The organism is Chryseobacterium sp. C39-AII1 (assembly GCF_039672645.1).
Lineage (GTDB): Bacteria > Bacteroidota > Bacteroidia > Flavobacteriales > Weeksellaceae > Chryseobacterium.
The window spans coordinates 67,837-86,381 of sequence record NZ_JBDFPQ010000008.1 but is presented as its reverse complement, the minus strand read 5'-3'; the positions used below and the strand labels follow the sequence as shown (position 1 = coordinate 86,381).

12 protein-coding genes are annotated in these 18,545 nt (G+C 35.1%); 10 read left to right on the top strand and 2 right to left on the bottom strand.

Features of this window, described 5'->3' with window-relative positions:
- Nucleotides 1-70: 70 nt before the first annotated feature.
- Complete coding sequence (locus ABEG63_RS13390) at nt 71-874, bottom strand: DUF4197 domain-containing protein (protein ID WP_346585453.1); 804 nt, start codon at nt 872-874, stop codon at nt 71-73.
- A 102-nt stretch (nt 875-976) separates the two neighbouring features.
- Between ABEG63_RS13390 and ABEG63_RS13385 the strand changes: the two genes are divergently transcribed.
- The 8 genes from ABEG63_RS13385 (at nt 977) to ABEG63_RS13350 (ending at nt 15,360) form a co-directional block, all read left to right on the top strand.
- Nucleotides 977-3,232, top strand: coding sequence for a family 20 glycosylhydrolase (locus tag ABEG63_RS13385; protein WP_346585452.1), 2,256 nt, complete (start codon nt 977-979; stop codon nt 3,230-3,232).
- A 104-nt stretch (nt 3,233-3,336) separates the two neighbouring features.
- Nucleotides 3,337-4,332: a N(4)-(beta-N-acetylglucosaminyl)-L-asparaginase gene (locus ABEG63_RS13380; RefSeq protein ID WP_346585450.1), complete on the top strand. Its 996-nt coding sequence runs from the start codon at nt 3,337-3,339 to the stop codon at nt 4,330-4,332.
- Between the two features lie 36 nt (nt 4,333-4,368).
- Entirely contained in the window at nt 4,369-5,031 is a 663-nt protein-coding gene (locus tag ABEG63_RS13375; protein ID WP_267406068.1) for a copper homeostasis protein CutC, read from the top strand.
- Between the two features lie 166 nt (nt 5,032-5,197).
- A complete protein-coding gene (locus ABEG63_RS13370; protein WP_346585448.1) occupies nt 5,198-7,666 on the top strand; it encodes a glycoside hydrolase family 2 protein in 2,469 nt (822 codons plus the stop codon).
- A 103-nt stretch (nt 7,667-7,769) separates the two neighbouring features.
- Nucleotides 7,770-8,678, top strand: a complete 909-nt coding sequence (locus ABEG63_RS13365) for an AEC family transporter (protein WP_346585447.1) — start codon at nt 7,770-7,772, stop codon at nt 8,676-8,678.
- A 590-nt stretch (nt 8,679-9,268) separates the two neighbouring features.
- On the top strand, nt 9,269-11,716 hold the full coding sequence (priA, locus tag ABEG63_RS13360; protein ID WP_346585445.1) for a primosomal protein N': 2,448 nt from the start codon (nt 9,269-9,271) through the stop codon (nt 11,714-11,716).
- Between the two features lie 162 nt (nt 11,717-11,878).
- Complete coding sequence (gene dacB, locus ABEG63_RS13355) at nt 11,879-13,348, top strand: D-alanyl-D-alanine carboxypeptidase/D-alanyl-D-alanine-endopeptidase (protein ID WP_346585443.1); 1,470 nt, start codon at nt 11,879-11,881, stop codon at nt 13,346-13,348.
- Between the two features lie 80 nt (nt 13,349-13,428).
- On the top strand, nt 13,429-15,360 hold the full coding sequence (locus ABEG63_RS13350; RefSeq protein WP_346585442.1) for a M1 family aminopeptidase: 1,932 nt from the start codon (nt 13,429-13,431) through the stop codon (nt 15,358-15,360).
- A 144-nt stretch (nt 15,361-15,504) separates the two neighbouring features.
- Here ABEG63_RS13350 and ABEG63_RS13345 read toward each other — a convergent pair whose 3' ends face one another.
- Nucleotides 15,505-16,383 (bottom strand): cupin-like domain-containing protein, encoded by an 879-nt coding sequence (locus tag ABEG63_RS13345; protein WP_346585440.1) that lies wholly within the window; start codon nt 16,381-16,383, stop codon nt 15,505-15,507.
- A 385-nt stretch (nt 16,384-16,768) separates the two neighbouring features.
- On the opposite strand from ABEG63_RS13345, the gene kbl reads away from it, so the two are divergent.
- On the top strand, nt 16,769-17,965 hold the full coding sequence (gene kbl, locus ABEG63_RS13340; protein WP_267406079.1) for a glycine C-acetyltransferase: 1,197 nt from the start codon (nt 16,769-16,771) through the stop codon (nt 17,963-17,965).
- Nucleotides 17,966-18,090: 125 nt separating this feature from the next.
- Nucleotides 18,091-18,468 (top strand): hypothetical protein, encoded by a 378-nt coding sequence (locus ABEG63_RS13335; RefSeq protein WP_346585438.1) that lies wholly within the window; start codon nt 18,091-18,093, stop codon nt 18,466-18,468.
- The last annotated feature ends 77 nt before the right edge of the window (nt 18,469-18,545 follow it).

The window sequence follows — 18,545 nt, the reverse complement described above, 5'->3', positions numbered from 1 at the left end:
CGGCAGCTTCGCTGCCGCGCCGAAACCTAACTAAATAGCGAGTGCGGAGAGCGGGAAATAGCTTCAAAAACTATTTGCTATCCTGAGCTCCGAAAACTTTCTGTAAAATACTTGTGGTTCTCATTGTCGGCGTGTTTCTGATGCCACTTTCTTTATCAGCCACCATTTTGAAAACACCGTTGATGGTTTCCGTGGTTACGTATTCATTAAGGTCTGTGGTTACCGCTTGCCCCGTTAACATATTATATTTTGAAATCAAACTTTTCCAAACTGAATCTGCGCCTACTTTTCCTAGCGAAGCCTTTACTTTGGGCTCAAAAGCAGTAAATAACTGACTTTGGGTTTTTCCCTGCAGATAATTGGTCGCGGCATTATCGTTGCCTAAAAGAATATTTTTGGCATCTGTGATTGTCATAGAAGTAATCGCGCTGGTAAAGATCGGAGTGGCTTCTGTTACTGCATCTTCAGCAGCTCTGTTCAGTAATTTGACACCTTGATCCGCCAGACTTCCTAACCCAACAGAGCGTAATGTAGCATCTACTTTTCTTAATTTTTCGGGCATTAAAATTTTCACCGCTTCATTCTTCAGGAAACCATCAGTCACACCTAGTTTTTTCACTCCTTCTCTTACGCCCATGCTCAAAGCCTCTTTTAACCCCAATGAAATCTGAGTTGATGTTAAACTTCCCAAATTGATAGGCGAAGTCTTTGTCGAAGTTTTTGTAGGAGTTGTAGAAGTGGTTGTTCCTTTTACAGGAGTGTTGAGGTCGATGCCTGTTTTATCTTTTACCGTAGATTTTATCACATCTAAAATCTGCGCTTGTGTTGAAACTGAAAATAGTAATCCGCTAACCAATAAAATCGTTTTTCTCATAAGATATTTTTGCAAATTTAGATGTTTTCTGATGCAAAAAGTTAAATTGTTTACAGAAGTTTTCATAAAATAATTATATTAGCTAAAACCTAATCCGAACCAATGATACGCGCTATTTTAATATTTTTTGTATTGCTTTCAAATACAATTTTTTCGCAAAATAAGTTGAATTTAATTCCTTATCCCCATAATGTGAATATAAATGAAGGAAATTTTACACTTCCCGAAACATTTATACTTAATAGTGAATTACCTAAAAATGAAACTGAATACTTTAAAAAAAGGTTAAGTTCAGACCTGAAATTTAAAGAATCTAATAAGTCAGACGCTAATTTGGTGTATTCTCAACTGCCAAAATCAGGAAAATCTGAACAGAATGATGAGTTTTATAGCTTAGAAATCACTCCAAAACAGATTCAGATAAAATCTTATACAAAACAGGGATATTTTTTAGCATTACAAACGTTAATACAATTAATCCAAAGTAATCAAAAAGATAAAAAAATTCCTGCGGTAAAAATTGAAGATCAACCGAAGTTTGCCTGGAGAGGAATGCACTTAGACGTTTGTCGTCATTTCTTCACGGTTGAAGAAGTGAAGCAATATATCGACTATTTGGCAATGTACAAACTGAATACTTTTCATTGGCATTTAACAGACGACCAAGGCTGGAGAATTGAAATTAAAAAATATCCGAAATTAACAACTGTTGGTGCAAAACGTAAAGAATCGATGATTGGAGCGTATGTTGATAATACATTTGACGGAAAACCTTACGGACCTTATTTTTATACACAAGATCAAATTAAAGATGTGGTAAAATACGCAACAGAAAGACATATCACGGTTGTTCCGGAAATCGAAATGCCGGGGCACGCTTTGGCTGCTTTAACAGCTTATCCTGAACTGGCTTGTACGAAAGGTCCTTTTGAACCGGCTACGAAATGGGGTGTTTTTGATGATGTTTTTTGCCCCAAAGAGGAGACTTTCAAATTTTTAGAAAACGTTTTGGATGAGGTGATTGCGCTTTTTCCTTCAAAATATATCCATATTGGTGGCGATGAATGCCCGAAAACAAGATGGAAAGAATGTGCACATTGTCAGGCTTTAATCAAGAAAAATAACCTGAAGGATGAACATGGATTGCAAAGTTATTTTATCCAAACGATTGAAAAATATGTTAATTCAAAAGGTCGAAAAATAATTGGCTGGGACGAGATTTTGGAAGGTGGATTGGCTCCCAATGCAGCTGTCATGAGCTGGACAGGAATAAAAGGTGGAGTAGAAGCTGCAAAATCAGGACATTTTGCGGTGATGACGCCGGGTTCTTATTGCTATTTTGATCATTATCAGGGAGATCCTCAAACAGAGCCTCTTGCTTTTGGAGGTTTTACACCTTTAGATAAAGTATATTCTTATAACCCGATTCCTGAGGAGTTGAATGCGGAGCAGGCTAAATATATTTTGGGAGTTCAGGCAAATCTTTGGACAGAATATATTCTTGATTTTAAAACAGTTCAATATCAAGTTTTTCCAAGAATGATGGCGCTTTCGGAAGTAGGTTGGGGTACTTCGGATTCTAAAAATTATAAGGAATTTGAAGGTCGTGTTATCAATCAATTCAAATTATTGGATAAAATGGGCGTTAATTATGCGAAAAGTATTTATAATGTTACCGGAAAAGTAATCTCAGCTACTCAAGGGATTTCTTATGAACTTTCAACTTCGCAAAATCCAAACGGGATTCGTTATACTTTAGACGGAACAAATCCGACTGCAAATTCTCAGACTTATCAAAATCCGATTCCTGTGTCAAAATCAATGACCATAAAATCTGCTTATTTTGAAAATGGTGAATTAAAAAGTGCGGTTTCTTCACAGGAATTTATAACATCAAAAACGACAGGAAAAACCATTACTTTGGAACAGCAACCCAGTGAAAATTATTCTTTCGGTGGCGCATTTACCTTAATTGATGGAATTGTCGGAAATGTAAAGCAACTGGGAAAAACATGGCTGGGCTTCCAGGGAAAAGATGTGGTTGCAACGATTGATTTAGGACAGAAAACTCAGTTTTCAGAAGTATACTTTAATACTTTAGATAATAAAGGAAGCTGGATTCATTTTGCAAAATCGGCTCAGGTTTTTGTGTCTGATGATGGAAAGAGCTTTAAAATGATTAAAGAAATCGGAAAAGATGAAATTCTGGCAGCGAAAGGAAAAATTAAACTCAACGTTGGAAATCAAAATTCAAAATATCTTAAACTCAAAATAGAAAATGCAGGAATTATTCCGGCAGGAAATCCGGGAGCAGATTCAAAAGCTTGGCTTTTTGTTGACGAAATTGGAGCTCTATAAAATTAAAGGTTCTATGTTTAATGTTCAAAATTTAAACATAGGACTTTACCTACTTTTCTTTAAACCTTGAACCTTGAACAAAGAACGTTAAACCCTAAACTTAAATGAACTCAAGAAGAAAATTTCTTAAAAATACAGCATTGGCATCTTCCGCCTTATTGTTGAATCCGTTGGATTTAATTGCTAAAGATTTGCCTGAGGCGAACCCTAAAATAATTAATAAACCAATCGTTCTTTCCACATGGAACTTTGGTTTAAAAGCGAACGAAGAAGCCTGGACGATCCTTGGAAAAGGCGGAAAGGCTTTGGACGCGGTGGAAAAAGGCGTTCGTTTGGTTGAAAATGATCCGACGGAAAGAAGTGTTGGCTATGGCGGGCGTCCTGACCGAGACGGAAAGGTGACTCTGGATGCCTGTATTATGGATGAAAACTACAATATTGGTTCGGTGGCAGCTTTGGAACATATTAAGAACCCTATTTCTGTGGCAAGGGCGGTAATGGAAAAAACACCTCACGTGATGTTGGTGGGAGGCGGAGCTTTACAGTTTGCCGTTTCTCAAGGTTTTAAAAAGGAAAACATTTTAACTGCCGAATCCGAAAAAGAGTGGAAAGAATGGCTTAAAGACAGTAAATATCAACCCATTGTCAATATTGAAAATCACGATACCATCGGAATGATTGCTTTGGATGCACAGGGAAATCTTTCAGGAGCTTGTACAACAAGTGGAATGGCGTTCAAAATGCACGGAAGAGTAGGAGACTCGCCAATCATCGGAGCGGGTTTATTTGTTGATAATGAGGTAGGTGCAGCGACAGCAACAGGTCATGGTGAAGAAGTCATTAGAACGGTTGGAACTCATTTGGTTGTTGAATTAATGAGACAGGGCAGAAATCCTCAACAGGCTTGTAAAGAGGCGGTTGAAAGAATTGTAAACATTACAAAAAGAAGAAATAAAAACTTAAAAGATATTCAGGTTGGCTTTATCGCGATTAATAAAAAAGGGGAATATGGTTCGTATTGTATTCAGGATGGATTTAACTTTGCCGTTTATGATCAGAAAGGAAACCGTTTGGAAAAACCTGAGTTTGCTTTGAAATAACTTTAAATTTTAAACATTGAACTTTAAACTGAAAGAATGTCAAAAATAGAAATAGCATGCTTTAATCCTGAATCAGCCATCATTGCGTTTGAAAACGGAGCCGACAGAATAGAATTATGCGACGGATTAAGCGAAGGCGGAACCACACCGGATTTCGAAATTGTAAAACAGCTTCGAGAAAAAATCAATATCCCGATTTTTGTGATGATTCGCCCTCGTGGTGGAGATTTTACGTATTCTAACACGGAGTTTGAACAAATGAAATCGGATTTAATTCAGTTAAAATCATTACATGTAGATGGTTTCGTTTTCGGAATTTTAGATAAAAATGATGAGGTTGATGTTGAACAGAATAAAGAGTTGGTTGAATTGGCGAAACCCTATCCATGTACTTTTCACCGTGCTTTCGACAGAGCAAAAGATTTAGAAAATTCTTTGGAAAAAGTCATTGAATGTGGTTTTAAAACAATTTTAACCTCAGGACAAAAACCAACCGTTTCAGAAGGTAAAGAAAACCTGAAAAAGCTGGTTGAATTATCCAACGGAAGAATCGAAATTCTTGTCGGTGGCGGACTTCGTTCTTCGAATATCGGAGAACTTAGAGAGTTTACAAAAGCCAGATATTTTCATTCTTCTGCAATTACTGATGGCGAGGCTTTTGCAAATGCGGATGAAGTGATTGCTTTGAAGAGTAAATAAATATTAAAAAAATATACGTTTAGTTTGTCATTCAGAACGAAGCGAAGCGTAGTGAAGAATCTAAACTTAATATTCTTAAAACTAAACTTTAATCTTAATGGTTTAGATTCTTCCTTCGTCAGAATGACAAGCATTCCGTTAAATACCAATATAACTCAAATTATTGATGAAAAAAACTGTATTTTTTGCGTTTCTTTTTATACAAACCCTAATCAATGCTCAGTTTTCCGAACGAAATTTATCCTCAGAAAAATGGATTTTTAAGAATAGTAAGGATAAAAATTGGCTCACGGCCACCGTGCCGGGGACAGTACATTTGGATTTGATGAATAGCAAAATTATTCCCGATCCGTACAAAGATGAAAATGAAAAAAAAGTACAGTGGGTGGAAAATGAAGATTGGGATTATCAGACTTCATTTAATATTTCTTCGAACGAATTAAAAAATCAGAATATTGAATTGGTTTTTAATGGATTGGATACGTTTTCTGAAATTTATGTAAATGAAAAATTACTGCAAACCACTGATAATATGTTCAGAAAATGGGAAATTCCTGTTAAGCAAAATTTAAAAATTGGTGAAAATATTTTACAGATTAAATTTAAATCGGCAGTAAATATTGGAAAAGAATTAGCAAAAAAAGTTCCGTTTACAATGCCTGAAACACCGAGAAGTTTTGTGAGAAAAGCACAGTATCAGTTTGGATGGGATTGGGGGCCGAGATTGGTGACGTCAGGAATCTGGAAGGAAGTGAAATTAAATTTCTGGAATCAGGCCAAACTTGAAAATGTAAAAATTGAACAGAAAATTGTAACAAAACAAAAAGCAGATTTAAAAATCCATGCTGAAATTTTTGCGGAAAAAGAAGGAAAATATAGTTTTTTAATTAATGGAAAATCTCAAAGTATTAATTTAAAATTAGGCTTAAATCAAATTTCAATTCCTTATGAGATTCAAAATCCAAAATTATGGCAACCCAATGGTTGGGGAGAACCGAATTTATATGATTTGAAGATTTCATTTCAAAAAGATTCGAAAACTATCGCTGAAAAATCTGAACGAATTGGATTGAGAACAATTGAATTAATTCAGGAAAAAGACGGGAAAGGAAAATCTTTTTATTTTAAAGTCAATGGAAATCCAATGTATGCAAAAGGTACGAACTGGATTCCGTCTGATAGTTTCACGCCAAGAATTACCAAAGAAAAATATCAAAAGCTCATCAAAGATTCTAAAGATGGGAATATGAATATGATTCGCATCTGGGGAGGCGGAATTTACGAAGATGATGAATTTTACAAAGCTTGTGATGAGAACGGAATTTTGGTTTGGCAGGATTTTATGTTTGCAGGAAGCTTTTATCCGGCAGATGAAGATTTTCTTAATAATGTAAAAGAAGAAGTAAAATATCAGGTAAATCGGCTTCAGAATCATGCATCATTAGCCTTATGGTGTGGAAATAATGAAATTGATGAAGCCATTGTGAATTGGGGATATCAGAAGCAGCTTAATTATTCCAAAGAAGATTCTTTACAAGTTTGGAAAGATTATAAAAAGCTTTTTCATGAAGTGATTCCTAATGTAATTCATGAAGTTGCTTCAAAAGATAAATCGATTTATTGGCCGAGTTCACCATCCACCGGTTGGGGACATAAAGAAAGCTTAACAGAGGGAGATTCTCATTACTGGGGCGTTTGGTGGGGCGAGCAGCCCTTTGAAATCTTTAATGAAAAAGTTCCGAGGTTTGCGTCTGAATACGGTTTTCAGGGAATGCCAACGTTGGAAACTACAAAATCGATGTTTTCAGGAAAACCGGATTTAAGTTTACAAAACGAAATAATTAAAGCGCACGAAAAACATTCGAGAGGTTGGGAAATCATCGATAATTATATGAAAAGAGATTATAAAATTCCGACAGATTTCGTGAAATACAACTATGTTTCTCAATTGCTTCAGGCTCGTGGAATGCAGGTTGCTATCGAAGCGCATCGCCGCGCAAAACCTTACAATATGGGAACTTTGTATTGGCAATTAAATGATTGTTGGCCAGTGGTTTCGTGGTCGTCGATTGATTACTTAGGAAACTGGAAAGCATTGCATTATCAGGTGAAAAGAAGTTTTGAAAACCTTTTAATCTCGGTTGAAGAGAAAGAAAAAACGTATGCTATTTATTTCATTAATGATTTATTAAATGATATAAAAGGTAATGCTGAATTAGAATTATTAAATTTTGAAGGCAAGGTTTTATGGTCAATGTATACTGCCAATATTGTAGAAGCCAATTCAAGTAAAAAACAGTTTGAAATAAAAAAAGAAGATTTTACAAAATTCGATTTGTCTAAAGCGGTTTTAAAAATTAGTTTTAATACTACGGATAAAAAATCCGAAAAATTATTCTACTTTAACAGACCAAAGGATTTAAATCTTTCAAAGCCAATCATTCAGATCAAAAAAGTATCCCCAACCGAAATTGAAGTTTCAACAGATGTTTTGGTGAAAGATGTTTACCTAATTGGAGATGCTCATTTTAGTGATAATTTCTTCGATTTGCTTCCGAAGACCTCTAAAAGAATCATACTTTCTAAACCTTTGGAAAAAGTTGAGGTGATGAGCTTGTTTGATACAATGAATTAAGATATTTAAAGCTTCAGGGTTTTCAAAACCTTGAAGCTTTTTTTTTAAAAATTAAGTTGTTTCCAAAAATCAGCCTTAAATTTGTCCCTTATCTAAAAAAGTTATGGTAAATTTTGTTCTGATCGCGGTATGTATTTTGGCAGGAATGATCTTCAAAGCAACAAAATCTATCCATCCCGATGCTTACAAAGGTATTAATACATGGATTCTTTACCTGGCACTTCCGGCGGTTTCATTCAAATATCTTCCGAAAGTTCATTGGAGTACCGAAATGCTTTTTCCTATTGCTGCAACGTTTCTTACTTCGGTTTTCTGTTTTTTCTTCATGATGTTTTACAGCAAAAGAAAAGGATATTCAAGGCGGTCGAGAAGCACCTTGGAATTGGTAAGCGGCTACAGCAATACCTCATTTTTAGGCTTTCCGTTGGTTTCCGCTTTTTATGGTGAAAGTCTTTTAAGCATTGCTATTATTTGTGATCAGACCATGTTTTTTTCACTGTCAACATTGGGAATGATTGCTGCATTAAAGGGAGGAAGCAAATCTGGAGAAGTAAGCGCAAAATTTATTCTAAAAAGATTGATAACTTTTCCGCCGTTGGTGGGTTGTATCGCGGCATTGGTCTTATCTCAGTTCATCGATTTTACTTCAGCAGAACCGTTTTTCGACAAACTGGCGGCAACAGTAAGTCCGTTAGCATTATTTTCTGTCGGATTACAATTAAAATTCAACGGCTGGAAGAAATTAATTCCGCAAATGTCAACATCGATGTTTTATAAATTGATTCTTGCTCCTGCCATTACGCTTGGCTTAGCTTTTCTGTTTGGAATAAAGGGAAATATTGCTAAAATAACCATTTTTGAGTCTGCCATGCCGGCTGTTTTGACTTCCAGCATTATCGCCGAGCAATTCAGGTTAAATACAAAACTCACAAATTTAACCATCGGATTTAGTATTATTGTGGGACTTTTTACTTCAGCAATTTGGTATTATATTATTGAGTATCTATTTTAATCCAAACTTGTCATTTCGAGAAAGGAGAAATCTATTATTTTCAATCATTTAAACTTCCATCATCCATCTTTCAACTTCCAGCAATTTTTTCAGGAGCTATTTCCGGCTTTTCACTATATCTTTTGGGTTACGGGCTCCGCTTCGCTGCGCCCGCAACCCAAAAGGATGCCGTTGCAATCCGGGCTAGGGTGGAAGTCATTCTTAAAACATTTGTCATTGCGAGCAAAGCGAAGCAATCTCTACAATTCAAGGAAAAGAAAAAACTATCATTCGGAATGAAGTCAGGTTGTAAAAAACATCAGGTCATTTGCTGAGTGAAACTCCCTTGCGAACGAAAAATTTTTTCAATAAAAATAACAAAAACTTTACGCTTTTTGCGTTAAATAGATTCTTCACTCCACTTCATTTCGTTCTGAATGACAATAATGCAGCTATATTCACCACAAATTAAACTTAGTTAAATAAAACGCCTTTTTGAACTTAAAAATGGATAGTAGTCAAAAAAAAACTTAGTGTTCTTTGCGTTCAAAAAAGCAAAAAAATTGCAGTTCACAAAAGAAAAAATTAATTTTACATTTTAAAAATTTCTCTTGAATTACGCTCAAATTGTTTTACCGTTAAACTTAAAAGGATCTTTCACTTACAAAGTTCCCGAAGAATTAATCTCTGATATTCAAATCGGGATGCGGGTTTTGGTTCCGTTTGGCGGTAAGAAAATTTATACTGGAATTGTTTTTGAGCTTCATGACAAAGAACCGATTGAGTTTGTCGCGAAAGAAGTCATCAGTATTTTGGATGACCAACCGATTGTTCCTCAAGAGCAGATCAAATTCTGGAACTGGCTTTCAGAGTATTATTTATGTGGATTGGGAGAAATTTATCGTTTTGCGTTTCCGTCTTCTTTAAAGCTGGAAAGCGAAACCTATTTAAAATTAAAGCCCAATGTAAAAGTTGAATTTGAAAATCTCGACGTCAACGAAATGTATCTTATTCAGGCATTGGAAGTGCGTCAGTTGATTAATTTAACGGATATTGAAGCATTCATTCCGAAGAAAGATATCATCAAGACCATCAATTCGTTGATTGATTTGCAATATATTGAAATTGATGAAAAAATTGCTGAAAAATACAAGGCAAAAGAAGTTGCTTATGTGAAAATCAATGATGAGGTTTTACAAAGACAAAATCTTACGGAAATCCTTTTATCATTAAAAAGAGCGCAGAAGCAGAAAGATCTTTTCCTACATATTTTAGAAAAGCAGACTGAAAATCCAGATTTGCATATCAAAAAATCAGAACTTTTTGAAGACGGATATTTTGGAAGTTCACATTTTAAGGCTTTGGTTGATAAAGGTTTGGTTGAAGAATATTATATGCAGAAAGACCGGATAGAAAGCTATGAAGGCGAAATTGAGGAATTGGAAGAACTTTCGGAAGCGCAAAAATCGACAAAAATAGAAGTCGATGAAGCTTTTGAAGAAGGTAAAAATGTGCTTCTTCATGGCGTTACTTCTTCAGGAAAAACACATATTTATTTAGAGAAAATTGAAGAATGCATTCAAGAAGGCAAAAATGTACTTTTTTTGCTTCCTGAAATCGCTTTAACTAAACAAATTACTCAACGTTTAGAAAAAAAATACGGTCGACAGCTTGGTTTTTATCATCAGAAACTAACCGATTTTGAGCGCGTGGAAGTCTGGAGAAGAATTCGTCAAAATGATATTAAAATCCTGATTGGAACACGAAATGCGCTGTTTTTACCTTTTCAGAATTTAGGTTTAATTGTCGTAGATGAAGAGCACGATTCTGCTTACAAACCGAGAGAAGTTTCACCTTATTTTAATGCAAAAGATGCCGCTTTGGTTTTTGGACATTTTTACGGAGCGAATGTGATTTTAGGTTCTGCAACGCCTTCAGTTGAAAGTTATTACAATGCCCGAAAGGATAAAATGAAATATGTTTTTCTTGAAGAACGTTTCGGAAATGTAAATCTTCCTGAATATGAACTGATTAATTTTAAAGAAGCTCAGGATTCTAAAAAAGTTTCGGGAAATTTTTCTTTGTATTTAATTGATGAAATTAAGAAAGTTGTAGACGAGAAAAATCAGGCAATTGTTCTTCACAACCGCCGTGGTTATGCGAATGTAGTGGAATGTGAAACTTGCGGTTACGTGAATTATTGTTCGAATTGTGACGTGGTGATGACTTATCACAAAGCTGCAAATGAAATGAAATGCCATTATTGCGGTCAGAGAGCTTCAAAACCAAAGACTTGCCCGAAATGTCATTCTGAGAATTTGAACGAAAGAGGGGTAGGGGTTGAGCAGATTCATGAAGAAGTTGTGAAATTATTTCCTGAAAATGAAGTTGATAGAATGGATGTAGATTCTATGCGAAAGAAATTTGCCTACGAAAAATTATACGAAAAAATTGAAGATCGAGAAACGGATATTGTTGTTGGTACTCAAATGATTTCCAAAGGATTGGATTTTGATCACATTGAATTGGTGGCGATTCCCAAAGCGGATTCTATGTTATATGTTCAGGATTTCAGAGCGGAAGAAAGAGCTTATCAACTGATTACACAGGTTTCCGGAAGAGCGGGAAGAGTTTCGGGGAAAGGGAAAATTTTAATTCAGACTTTTAATCCGGATCATTCTGTTTTTCAATTAATTAAAATGAATAATCCAGCTAAGGTTTATAAATATATTTTAACGGAAAGACAAAAGTTCCATTATCCGCCGTTCACAAAATTAATTATGATTGAACTGAAACACCGAAGAGAAGACAAAGTAAACCGCGCTTCTCAGTTTTTAGGTTCAATTTTAAGAAAATATCTGCCTGAAGATTGTGTTTTAGGCCCGGAAAAAGCACAGATTGCAAGGTTGAATAATTTGTATCAGTTTCAGATCATGCTAAAACTACCGCGAGGAAAAAAGTATGAAGAATATAAGAAGCTGGTTTTGTTAAGTCTAACGGAATTTGAAGAAATTACTGCTTATCAAAGCATTAAAAAAGACGTTTTTGTAGATTTTTAACAATTTTTAACAAACTTTATAGCCTTTTATAATAGTCTACTAAAGTACTATATAACAATATTTTCTACTTTTGACCGTTGATTATATGTTTGGAAATTTAATTTTCAATTTAACCCATTGATTTTTACTTTATCCAAAATATATAGCAAAATGAAAAAATAGATGGTAAATTTCAGAAAATATATTTCAAGCGCCGCGGTATTGGCTTCAGGATTTTTCCTTGCCCAGTCTACCGTATCTACAGTTCTATATTCTCAGGCTTACGACAATCAAAAGAGCAGTTTAAACTTACCTTCTCCCATTACTTCAATGGTGGAGAAAACTATTTTGTCGCCTAAAGAACTTGTAGACATTAATGTAAACACAATGATGGCAGATCCCGTGCTGAAAAATGCAACCTGGGGATTTGTAGTGTACGACCCGAAAACGAAGAAAATAATCTCTTCGTACAACGAAACCAGCCCTTTGGTTCCGGCTTCTACCACGAAATTATTAACCACAGAAACCGCGATGAATCTGTTGGGTGAAAATTATCGTTGGATGACGCAGTTGGAATATTCAGGAACGGTGGATGAAAATGGAGTTTTAAACGGAAATCTTTATATCGTAGGTAGCGGAGACCCTTCTTTGGGAACCAATAAAGCGGGAGCTGCACCTTATAGAGATATTGTTTCAGACTTCGTAAGCGGAATTTCTCGTGAAGGAATCAAAAAGGTAAACGGTGATATTATCATTCAGACAGCGCTTTTCAAAGGTAACATTTCGAAGCTTCCGGAAAATGTTGTGTGGTTGGAAAATAATAATTATTATTTACCGGCAGGAACGACAAGAGAAATCAATCCGGCTAATGAAAAGCTGATTGTAAAGAAAAATGGCTTCTCGACAGATAAGAAGTTTTTCTATGTGTCGCCGTATAACAATCAAATGGTATATGCCGATAAATACGAAGGTGACGGAATTTTAACTACAAAACTGCCCGATGCACCAGCTTATTTGGCAAACTCTTTCAGAACAACTTTGGTGAAAAGTGGAGTAGCGGTAACCGGAAAGGTAACTCCAAAAATGACGGATGCCACGCCTGAAACGAGAAAATTGCTTTCTGCTTACAAATCTCCGACTTTGGGAGATATTATTTATTATACCAATCAGCACAGTGACAATGGTTTAGCTGAAGCTTTATTGAAAACTGTTGGTTTCCAGAGTTTAGGTGATCAAACGACTGAATCGGGAAGAAAAGTAGTGACTAGCCATTTGAAAGATGAAGGTTTTGATATGTTGGGCTTAAATTATATTGATGGAAGCGGGCTTTCAAGAGCAAATAACGTGACTCCAATTTCTCAGGTGAAGTTCTTGACTTCTTTGATGGATGAAAAATATTATCAAACATATTTAACTTCATTACCAATTGGCGGACAGTCGGGTACATTAAAAAGAATGTTCCTAGGAACCGGAAACGGACAGGTTTTTGCTAAAACAGGAACTTTAAATAAAGTGAAAACTTTGGCAGGTTATCTGAAGACAAATTCAGGTAGAACGTTGGTTTTCTCTTTAATGGTAAACAATTATGCAGGTTCTGTAGATATGGTAAAAAAAAGAATGGAAAAAATTCTTGAGCCGGCTTTAGACCTTTAAAAATATTTATTTAACAATATAAAGACCTTTTAATCATTGATTAGAAGGTTTTTTTTATCTTTGAGTATAATATTCTGAATATGAGAAAATTCTACTTCCTGTTTTTAGCCGTGCTTACTTTTCAGCAATTGTATTCTCAGAATGAAAATATCGAAAGAAAAGCTTTAATTGAAAAAGAAATGAAGTCATTTACTCAAAAAATGACGACATACAATATCAATCCGAATACCTTAAATTATGATCTGCAATATCAGAGAATGGATGTTTCTCTAGATCCTGCACAGTATAATATTTCGGGTTCTGTGACTTCTCATTTTAAACCGAATCAAAATATGAGCAGTATTTATTTTGATTTGACGAATGTTTTAACGGTTTCTCAGGTTCAGTATCACGGAAACAATCTCCCTTTCCAGCAATTGGCTACTAAGGAAATTAAAATAGATTTTCCGGCTTCTATTCCAGCGAATACTTTAGATTCCTTAACGATACATTATTCAGGAGCTCCGGCGACGAATAACAATGCGTTTTCTACAGGTTCTCAAAACGGGAATTTAATTTTAGCCACTTTAAATGAGCCATTTGGCGCGCAGGATTGGTTTCCGACAAAACAAAGCATGAATGATAAGATCGACAGGTTTGATTTTAAAATTACCACGCCCAATCAATACAGCGTGGCGGCAAACGGAAAACTGATGTCTGAAACTTCACTTCCTGATAATAAAAAACTGACTTTCTGGAGAACTCAATATCCGATTACCGCATATTTGGTAGCTTTATCGATTACGAATTTTGTTAAGCTGAATGACACGATGGGAAATCCACCTTTTCCTTTTGTGAATTATCTTTATCCGACAACGGCAAGTAATGCATCAATTATGGCTGATATCAACTGGACAAAAGATATTATGAATGTTTTTGAAACCTATTTTGGACCCTATCCTTTCAGAAATGAAAAATATGGTCACATGGAATTTCATTATAACGGAGTTTGTATGGAGCACCAAACGATGTCTTCAATGAGTGGCTGGGGTAGATATGTAATTGCACATGAACTTGCGCACCAATGGTTTGGCGATAAAGTGACTTGTGGTGCGTGGAATGACATTTGGCTAAATGAAGGCTTTGCTACTTTTGGAGAACACCTTGCTCAGGAAAAACTTTTGATGACCAATACTGAGTTTATGGCATATTTAGCTAATCAAAAAGATTATATTACACAGGTTCCAACAGGAAGTACGTATGTTTCGGATGCCAACGTTGGAAATCAATCCTATATTTTCAGTGGAAGATTGTCGTATGCAAAAGGAGCTTATATTTTGAGAATGATGAAATGGATTTTAGGAGATGATGTATTTTACCAGGCTGTAAAAGATTACCATTCGAGACCTAATTTAGCGTATAATTATGCAAAAACTTCAGATTTACAGGCTTCAATGCTGCAGTCTACAGGTAAAGATTTTACAGAATTTTTTAATGATTGGGTATATGGTGAAGGTTATCCAACCTATGATATCCGATGGGCGCAATCTGGTACAAACCAGGCTTTGACCTTTAAAGTTTCACAAACACAAAGCAGCCCGACGGTAAGCTTTTTTGAAATGCCTTTGCCGATAAAAGTAAACGGAACCGGCGGCCAAGTGGCTTATCTTACATTAAATAATACGAGCAATAATCAATATTTTACAGAAGCAGTTTCATTTCCTGTGGCAAGCGTTCAGTTTAATTATGAATATCAGATGCTGGAAAGAAATTCTACAGTAACAAAGGATACAACGTTAGGAACAGCTGATGTTAACGTTGAAGATTTTGCATTGTATCCAAATCCTGCGAAGAACGAATTGTTTGTAAAAGGAATCATCAGATCAACAGAATACACAATTTATTTTGTTGACGGAAAATTGGTTGAAAAAGGAAAATATCAACCCGGAAAATCAATTGATATTCAGAAATTAATTCCCGGAACGTATGTTTTTAAGATCAACGATAAGAATATTAAATTCCTGAAAAAATAAATGAGCTCGGCTCAATCTTTAGATTGAGCCGAGTCTTTTAAAAGTTATAGAATAGGATAAAACGATAATAAAGATCTTTCTGATGAAAGCATAGCATATAATAATTCCATAGCAAGTAGTTTTATGGGTTAATATTGTGATGATTTATATTTGAAAACTTTTCTGTCTTTTGATGGCTCGATTTGCCTTTCGCGTGGCTTTTCTTACTTTAAAATTGAACCATTGATCTTTAAAAATATTTCTCATGGCATTATCGAAATGTCTGATCAAAACTAAATTTCTGAAACCTCGCCATTTTTCAATAAAACTGGAAGGTAAAGCTCTGATAGAAACAGAATATCCTTCAGTTTCATATTGAATATAATGCCACCAACCCGATGGAATATAAAGCGTTTCACCAGGTTTTATAACAGCTTCGTAGCCGTTTAAATACTTTAGACCAGGAAATTCATTATAATCAGGCTCTTTAATATTGGTAATACTGTGAAAATTATAAGGCAGTTTATACAGTAGATCCGATTGTTCCCAAGGAAAAAGCCATATTCTTTTGATTCCCTGAAATTGTGTAATAAAAACATGCGACATATCAATATCCACATGATTTCTTGTGATAGAACCTTCACCTCCGAAAAACATAAATGGCAGCCATTTTAAAATTTTTCCTTTAGTGACATCATTATAATGTAAATCGTTTTTTAATTCAGGTTTTATACTTAATAAATTAAATAAAAAAAGTCTACGTTCTGTGGGAGAGGAAGTAATCAGATCCAGATATTCTGCAAATGTGCTTTGTCCGATAGGTTTACTCGCCATACGATCTAAAGATTCAATTTCGCTTCCGTAAATATTCACTTTATTGTCGCCTGCAATTTCTTTAAAGTAATCATAATTCCATTTTGTAAAGGCCGGACTTTCCGGATCAACAAAATCTTTCATAATAACCGGCTTAGCAGGTTTCATGTAGAGGTTAAGAAAGTCTTGGGTTGAAATATTTTTAAGCTTTTGTACTGGTGATAATCTCATTTTCCTGAATTTAAAAGAACAAATATAATAATTAGTCTACTAAAATTATAGACTATTTGTATTTTTTCTTTGATTTATTAAAAAGGTTTAAAATTTAAAGTTTGAGGTTTTTGTTTTTTAGTTGCTGGATGCTAGCTTTTTATTGTCATTTTTCCGTTGATAATAAAAAAACATGATAACTAATGTCAATTTTCTTTTTAAATCTCTGCTATCTTATATAAGTGTAATGGCTTCGTGAAACTTAAAAAACAATCAGTAAAAGAAAACTCTGTGCTCTTTGTGTTCAAAATATCAGATCGCACACAACTGTTTTCGCAATAAAAATCATAATCGTGTTTAGTTTGCGCGATTTTATTAAATTAGCACATCTAAAAAATTACTTACAATGATCTCTAAAAAGTATCTTGAAAATTTACAGAACGAACTTCAAAATATTGATAACGACGGACTTTACAAAAGAGAAAGAATCATCACTTCTCAGCAAAGCGCAGAAATAGAAGCCAATGGAAAGAAGCTGTTGAACTTTTGTGCCAACAATTATCTGGGATTATCAAACAATCCGGAAGTCATGAAAGCTTCTCAGGATATGATTGAATCTCACGGTTACGGAATGTCTTCTGTTCGTTTTATTTGCGGAACTCAGGATATTCATAAACAACTTGAGCAAAAAATTGCTGACTTTTTAGGTCTTGAAGATACCATTCTTTATGCAGCTTGTTTTGATGCAAACGGAGGTGTTTTTGAACCTTTATTTACTGATGAAGATGCCATTATTTCTGATGAGTTGAATCATGCTTCAATTATCGATGGGGTACGTCTTTGTAAAGCGGCAAGATATCGCTATAAAAACAATAATATGGAGGATTTAGAAGCTCAGTTAATTGCGGCTTCTGAAAAAAATCACCGTTTTAAGATCATCGTTACGGACGGAGTTTTCTCAATGGACGGAATTGTTGCTGATTTAAAAGGCGTTTGCGACTTGGCAGATAAATACGATGCTTTGGTGATGGTTGACGATTCTCACGCGACAGGTTTCATCGGAAAAACAGGTCGTGGAACGCACGAAGCCAACGAAGTAATGGGTAGAGTAGATATCATTACATCTACGCTAGGAAAGGCTTTAGGTGGTGCTTTGGGCGGATTTACTTCCGGTAAAAAAGAAATCATCGATATGTTGAGACAGCGTTCAAGACCTTATTTATTCTCTAATTCATTAGCTCCGGGAATTGTAGGTGCAGCTTTGAAAGTGTTGGATATGATCTCTGATGATACTTCACTTCGCGATCAGGTAATGGAAAATGCAGAATACTTCAGAACGGAGATGAAAGCTAAAGGTTTTGATATTCCAGATGGAGATGCAGCTATTGTTCCGGTAATGTTGTACGATGCACCTTTGGCTCAGAAAATGGCAGAAAAACTGATGGATGAAGGAATTTATGTGATCGGATTCTTTTATCCTGTGGTACCAAAAGGAAAAGCGAGAATCAGGGTTCAGCTTTCTGCAGCGCATACCAGAGCGCACTTGGATAAAGCGATTGCTGCTTTTGAAAAAGTAGGAAAAGAACTGAATGTGATTTCTTAAAACAAAATAGCTCTACAATTGTAGAATTAAAACAGGATTTCTTATATTTACAGAAATCCTGTTTTTTTATGAATAAAATAATTCTCTTTTTGTCCTTAATTTTAGTGATTTCATGTAAAACTAAAATGAATCAGTATATTCTAACAGATGATAAACACAAGAAAAGACATGGGAAATGGAAGGAAGAGTATTCATCTGACGATGGAAAACTTACCGCCATTGGAAAATATAATAAAGGCGAAAAAGTAGGAAAGTGGAAGATATATTTCGGAAGTCAGCTTTACGAAAAAAATAAAGTAAGAAAAGACATTACAAAGATCAAAAGATATTTTCCCGACGGAAGGCTTATGGAAAGTGGACAAACGAAGTTGGACATTTCAGCAAACGAACGCCATTGGTATTACTTCGGTGACTGGAAATATTTCAGTAAAGAAGGCAAACTTTTATACATCAAAACTTTTTATCGAAATAAAAAAGCGGACAGTGTATCTTATGTAAAGTAGCTTTTTTAGGAGCTTTTTCCGGCTTTCGCTACTCGCTTTTTTCGCTTTTGGGGTTGGGGGGGGGGGGGGGGGGGGGG

Bases quoted from the DNA above. Each gene is read 5' to 3' on its own strand.
- ABEG63_RS13390 (WP_346585453.1), bottom strand. From the start codon at position 874: ATGAGAAAAACGATTTTATTGGTTAGCGGATTACTATTTTCAGTTTCA.
- ABEG63_RS13385 (WP_346585452.1), top strand. From the start codon at position 977: ATGATACGCGCTATTTTAATATTTTTTGTATTGCTTTCAAATACAATT.
- ABEG63_RS13380 (WP_346585450.1), top strand. From the start codon at position 3,337: ATGAACTCAAGAAGAAAATTTCTTAAAAATACAGCATTGGCATCTTCC.
- ABEG63_RS13375 (WP_267406068.1), top strand. From the start codon at position 4,369: ATGTCAAAAATAGAAATAGCATGCTTTAATCCTGAATCAGCCATCATT.
- ABEG63_RS13370 (WP_346585448.1), top strand. From the start codon at position 5,198: ATGAAAAAAACTGTATTTTTTGCGTTTCTTTTTATACAAACCCTAATC.
- ABEG63_RS13365 (WP_346585447.1), top strand. From the start codon at position 7,770: ATGGTAAATTTTGTTCTGATCGCGGTATGTATTTTGGCAGGAATGATC.
- dacB (WP_346585443.1), top strand. From the start codon at position 11,879: ATGGTAAATTTCAGAAAATATATTTCAAGCGCCGCGGTATTGGCTTCA.
- ABEG63_RS13350 (WP_346585442.1), top strand. From the start codon at position 13,429: ATGAGAAAATTCTACTTCCTGTTTTTAGCCGTGCTTACTTTTCAGCAA.
- ABEG63_RS13345 (WP_346585440.1), bottom strand. From the start codon at position 16,383: ATGAGATTATCACCAGTACAAAAGCTTAAAAATATTTCAACCCAAGAC.
- kbl (WP_267406079.1), top strand. From the start codon at position 16,769: ATGATCTCTAAAAAGTATCTTGAAAATTTACAGAACGAACTTCAAAAT.
- ABEG63_RS13335 (WP_346585438.1), top strand. From the start codon at position 18,091: ATGAATCAGTATATTCTAACAGATGATAAACACAAGAAAAGACATGGG.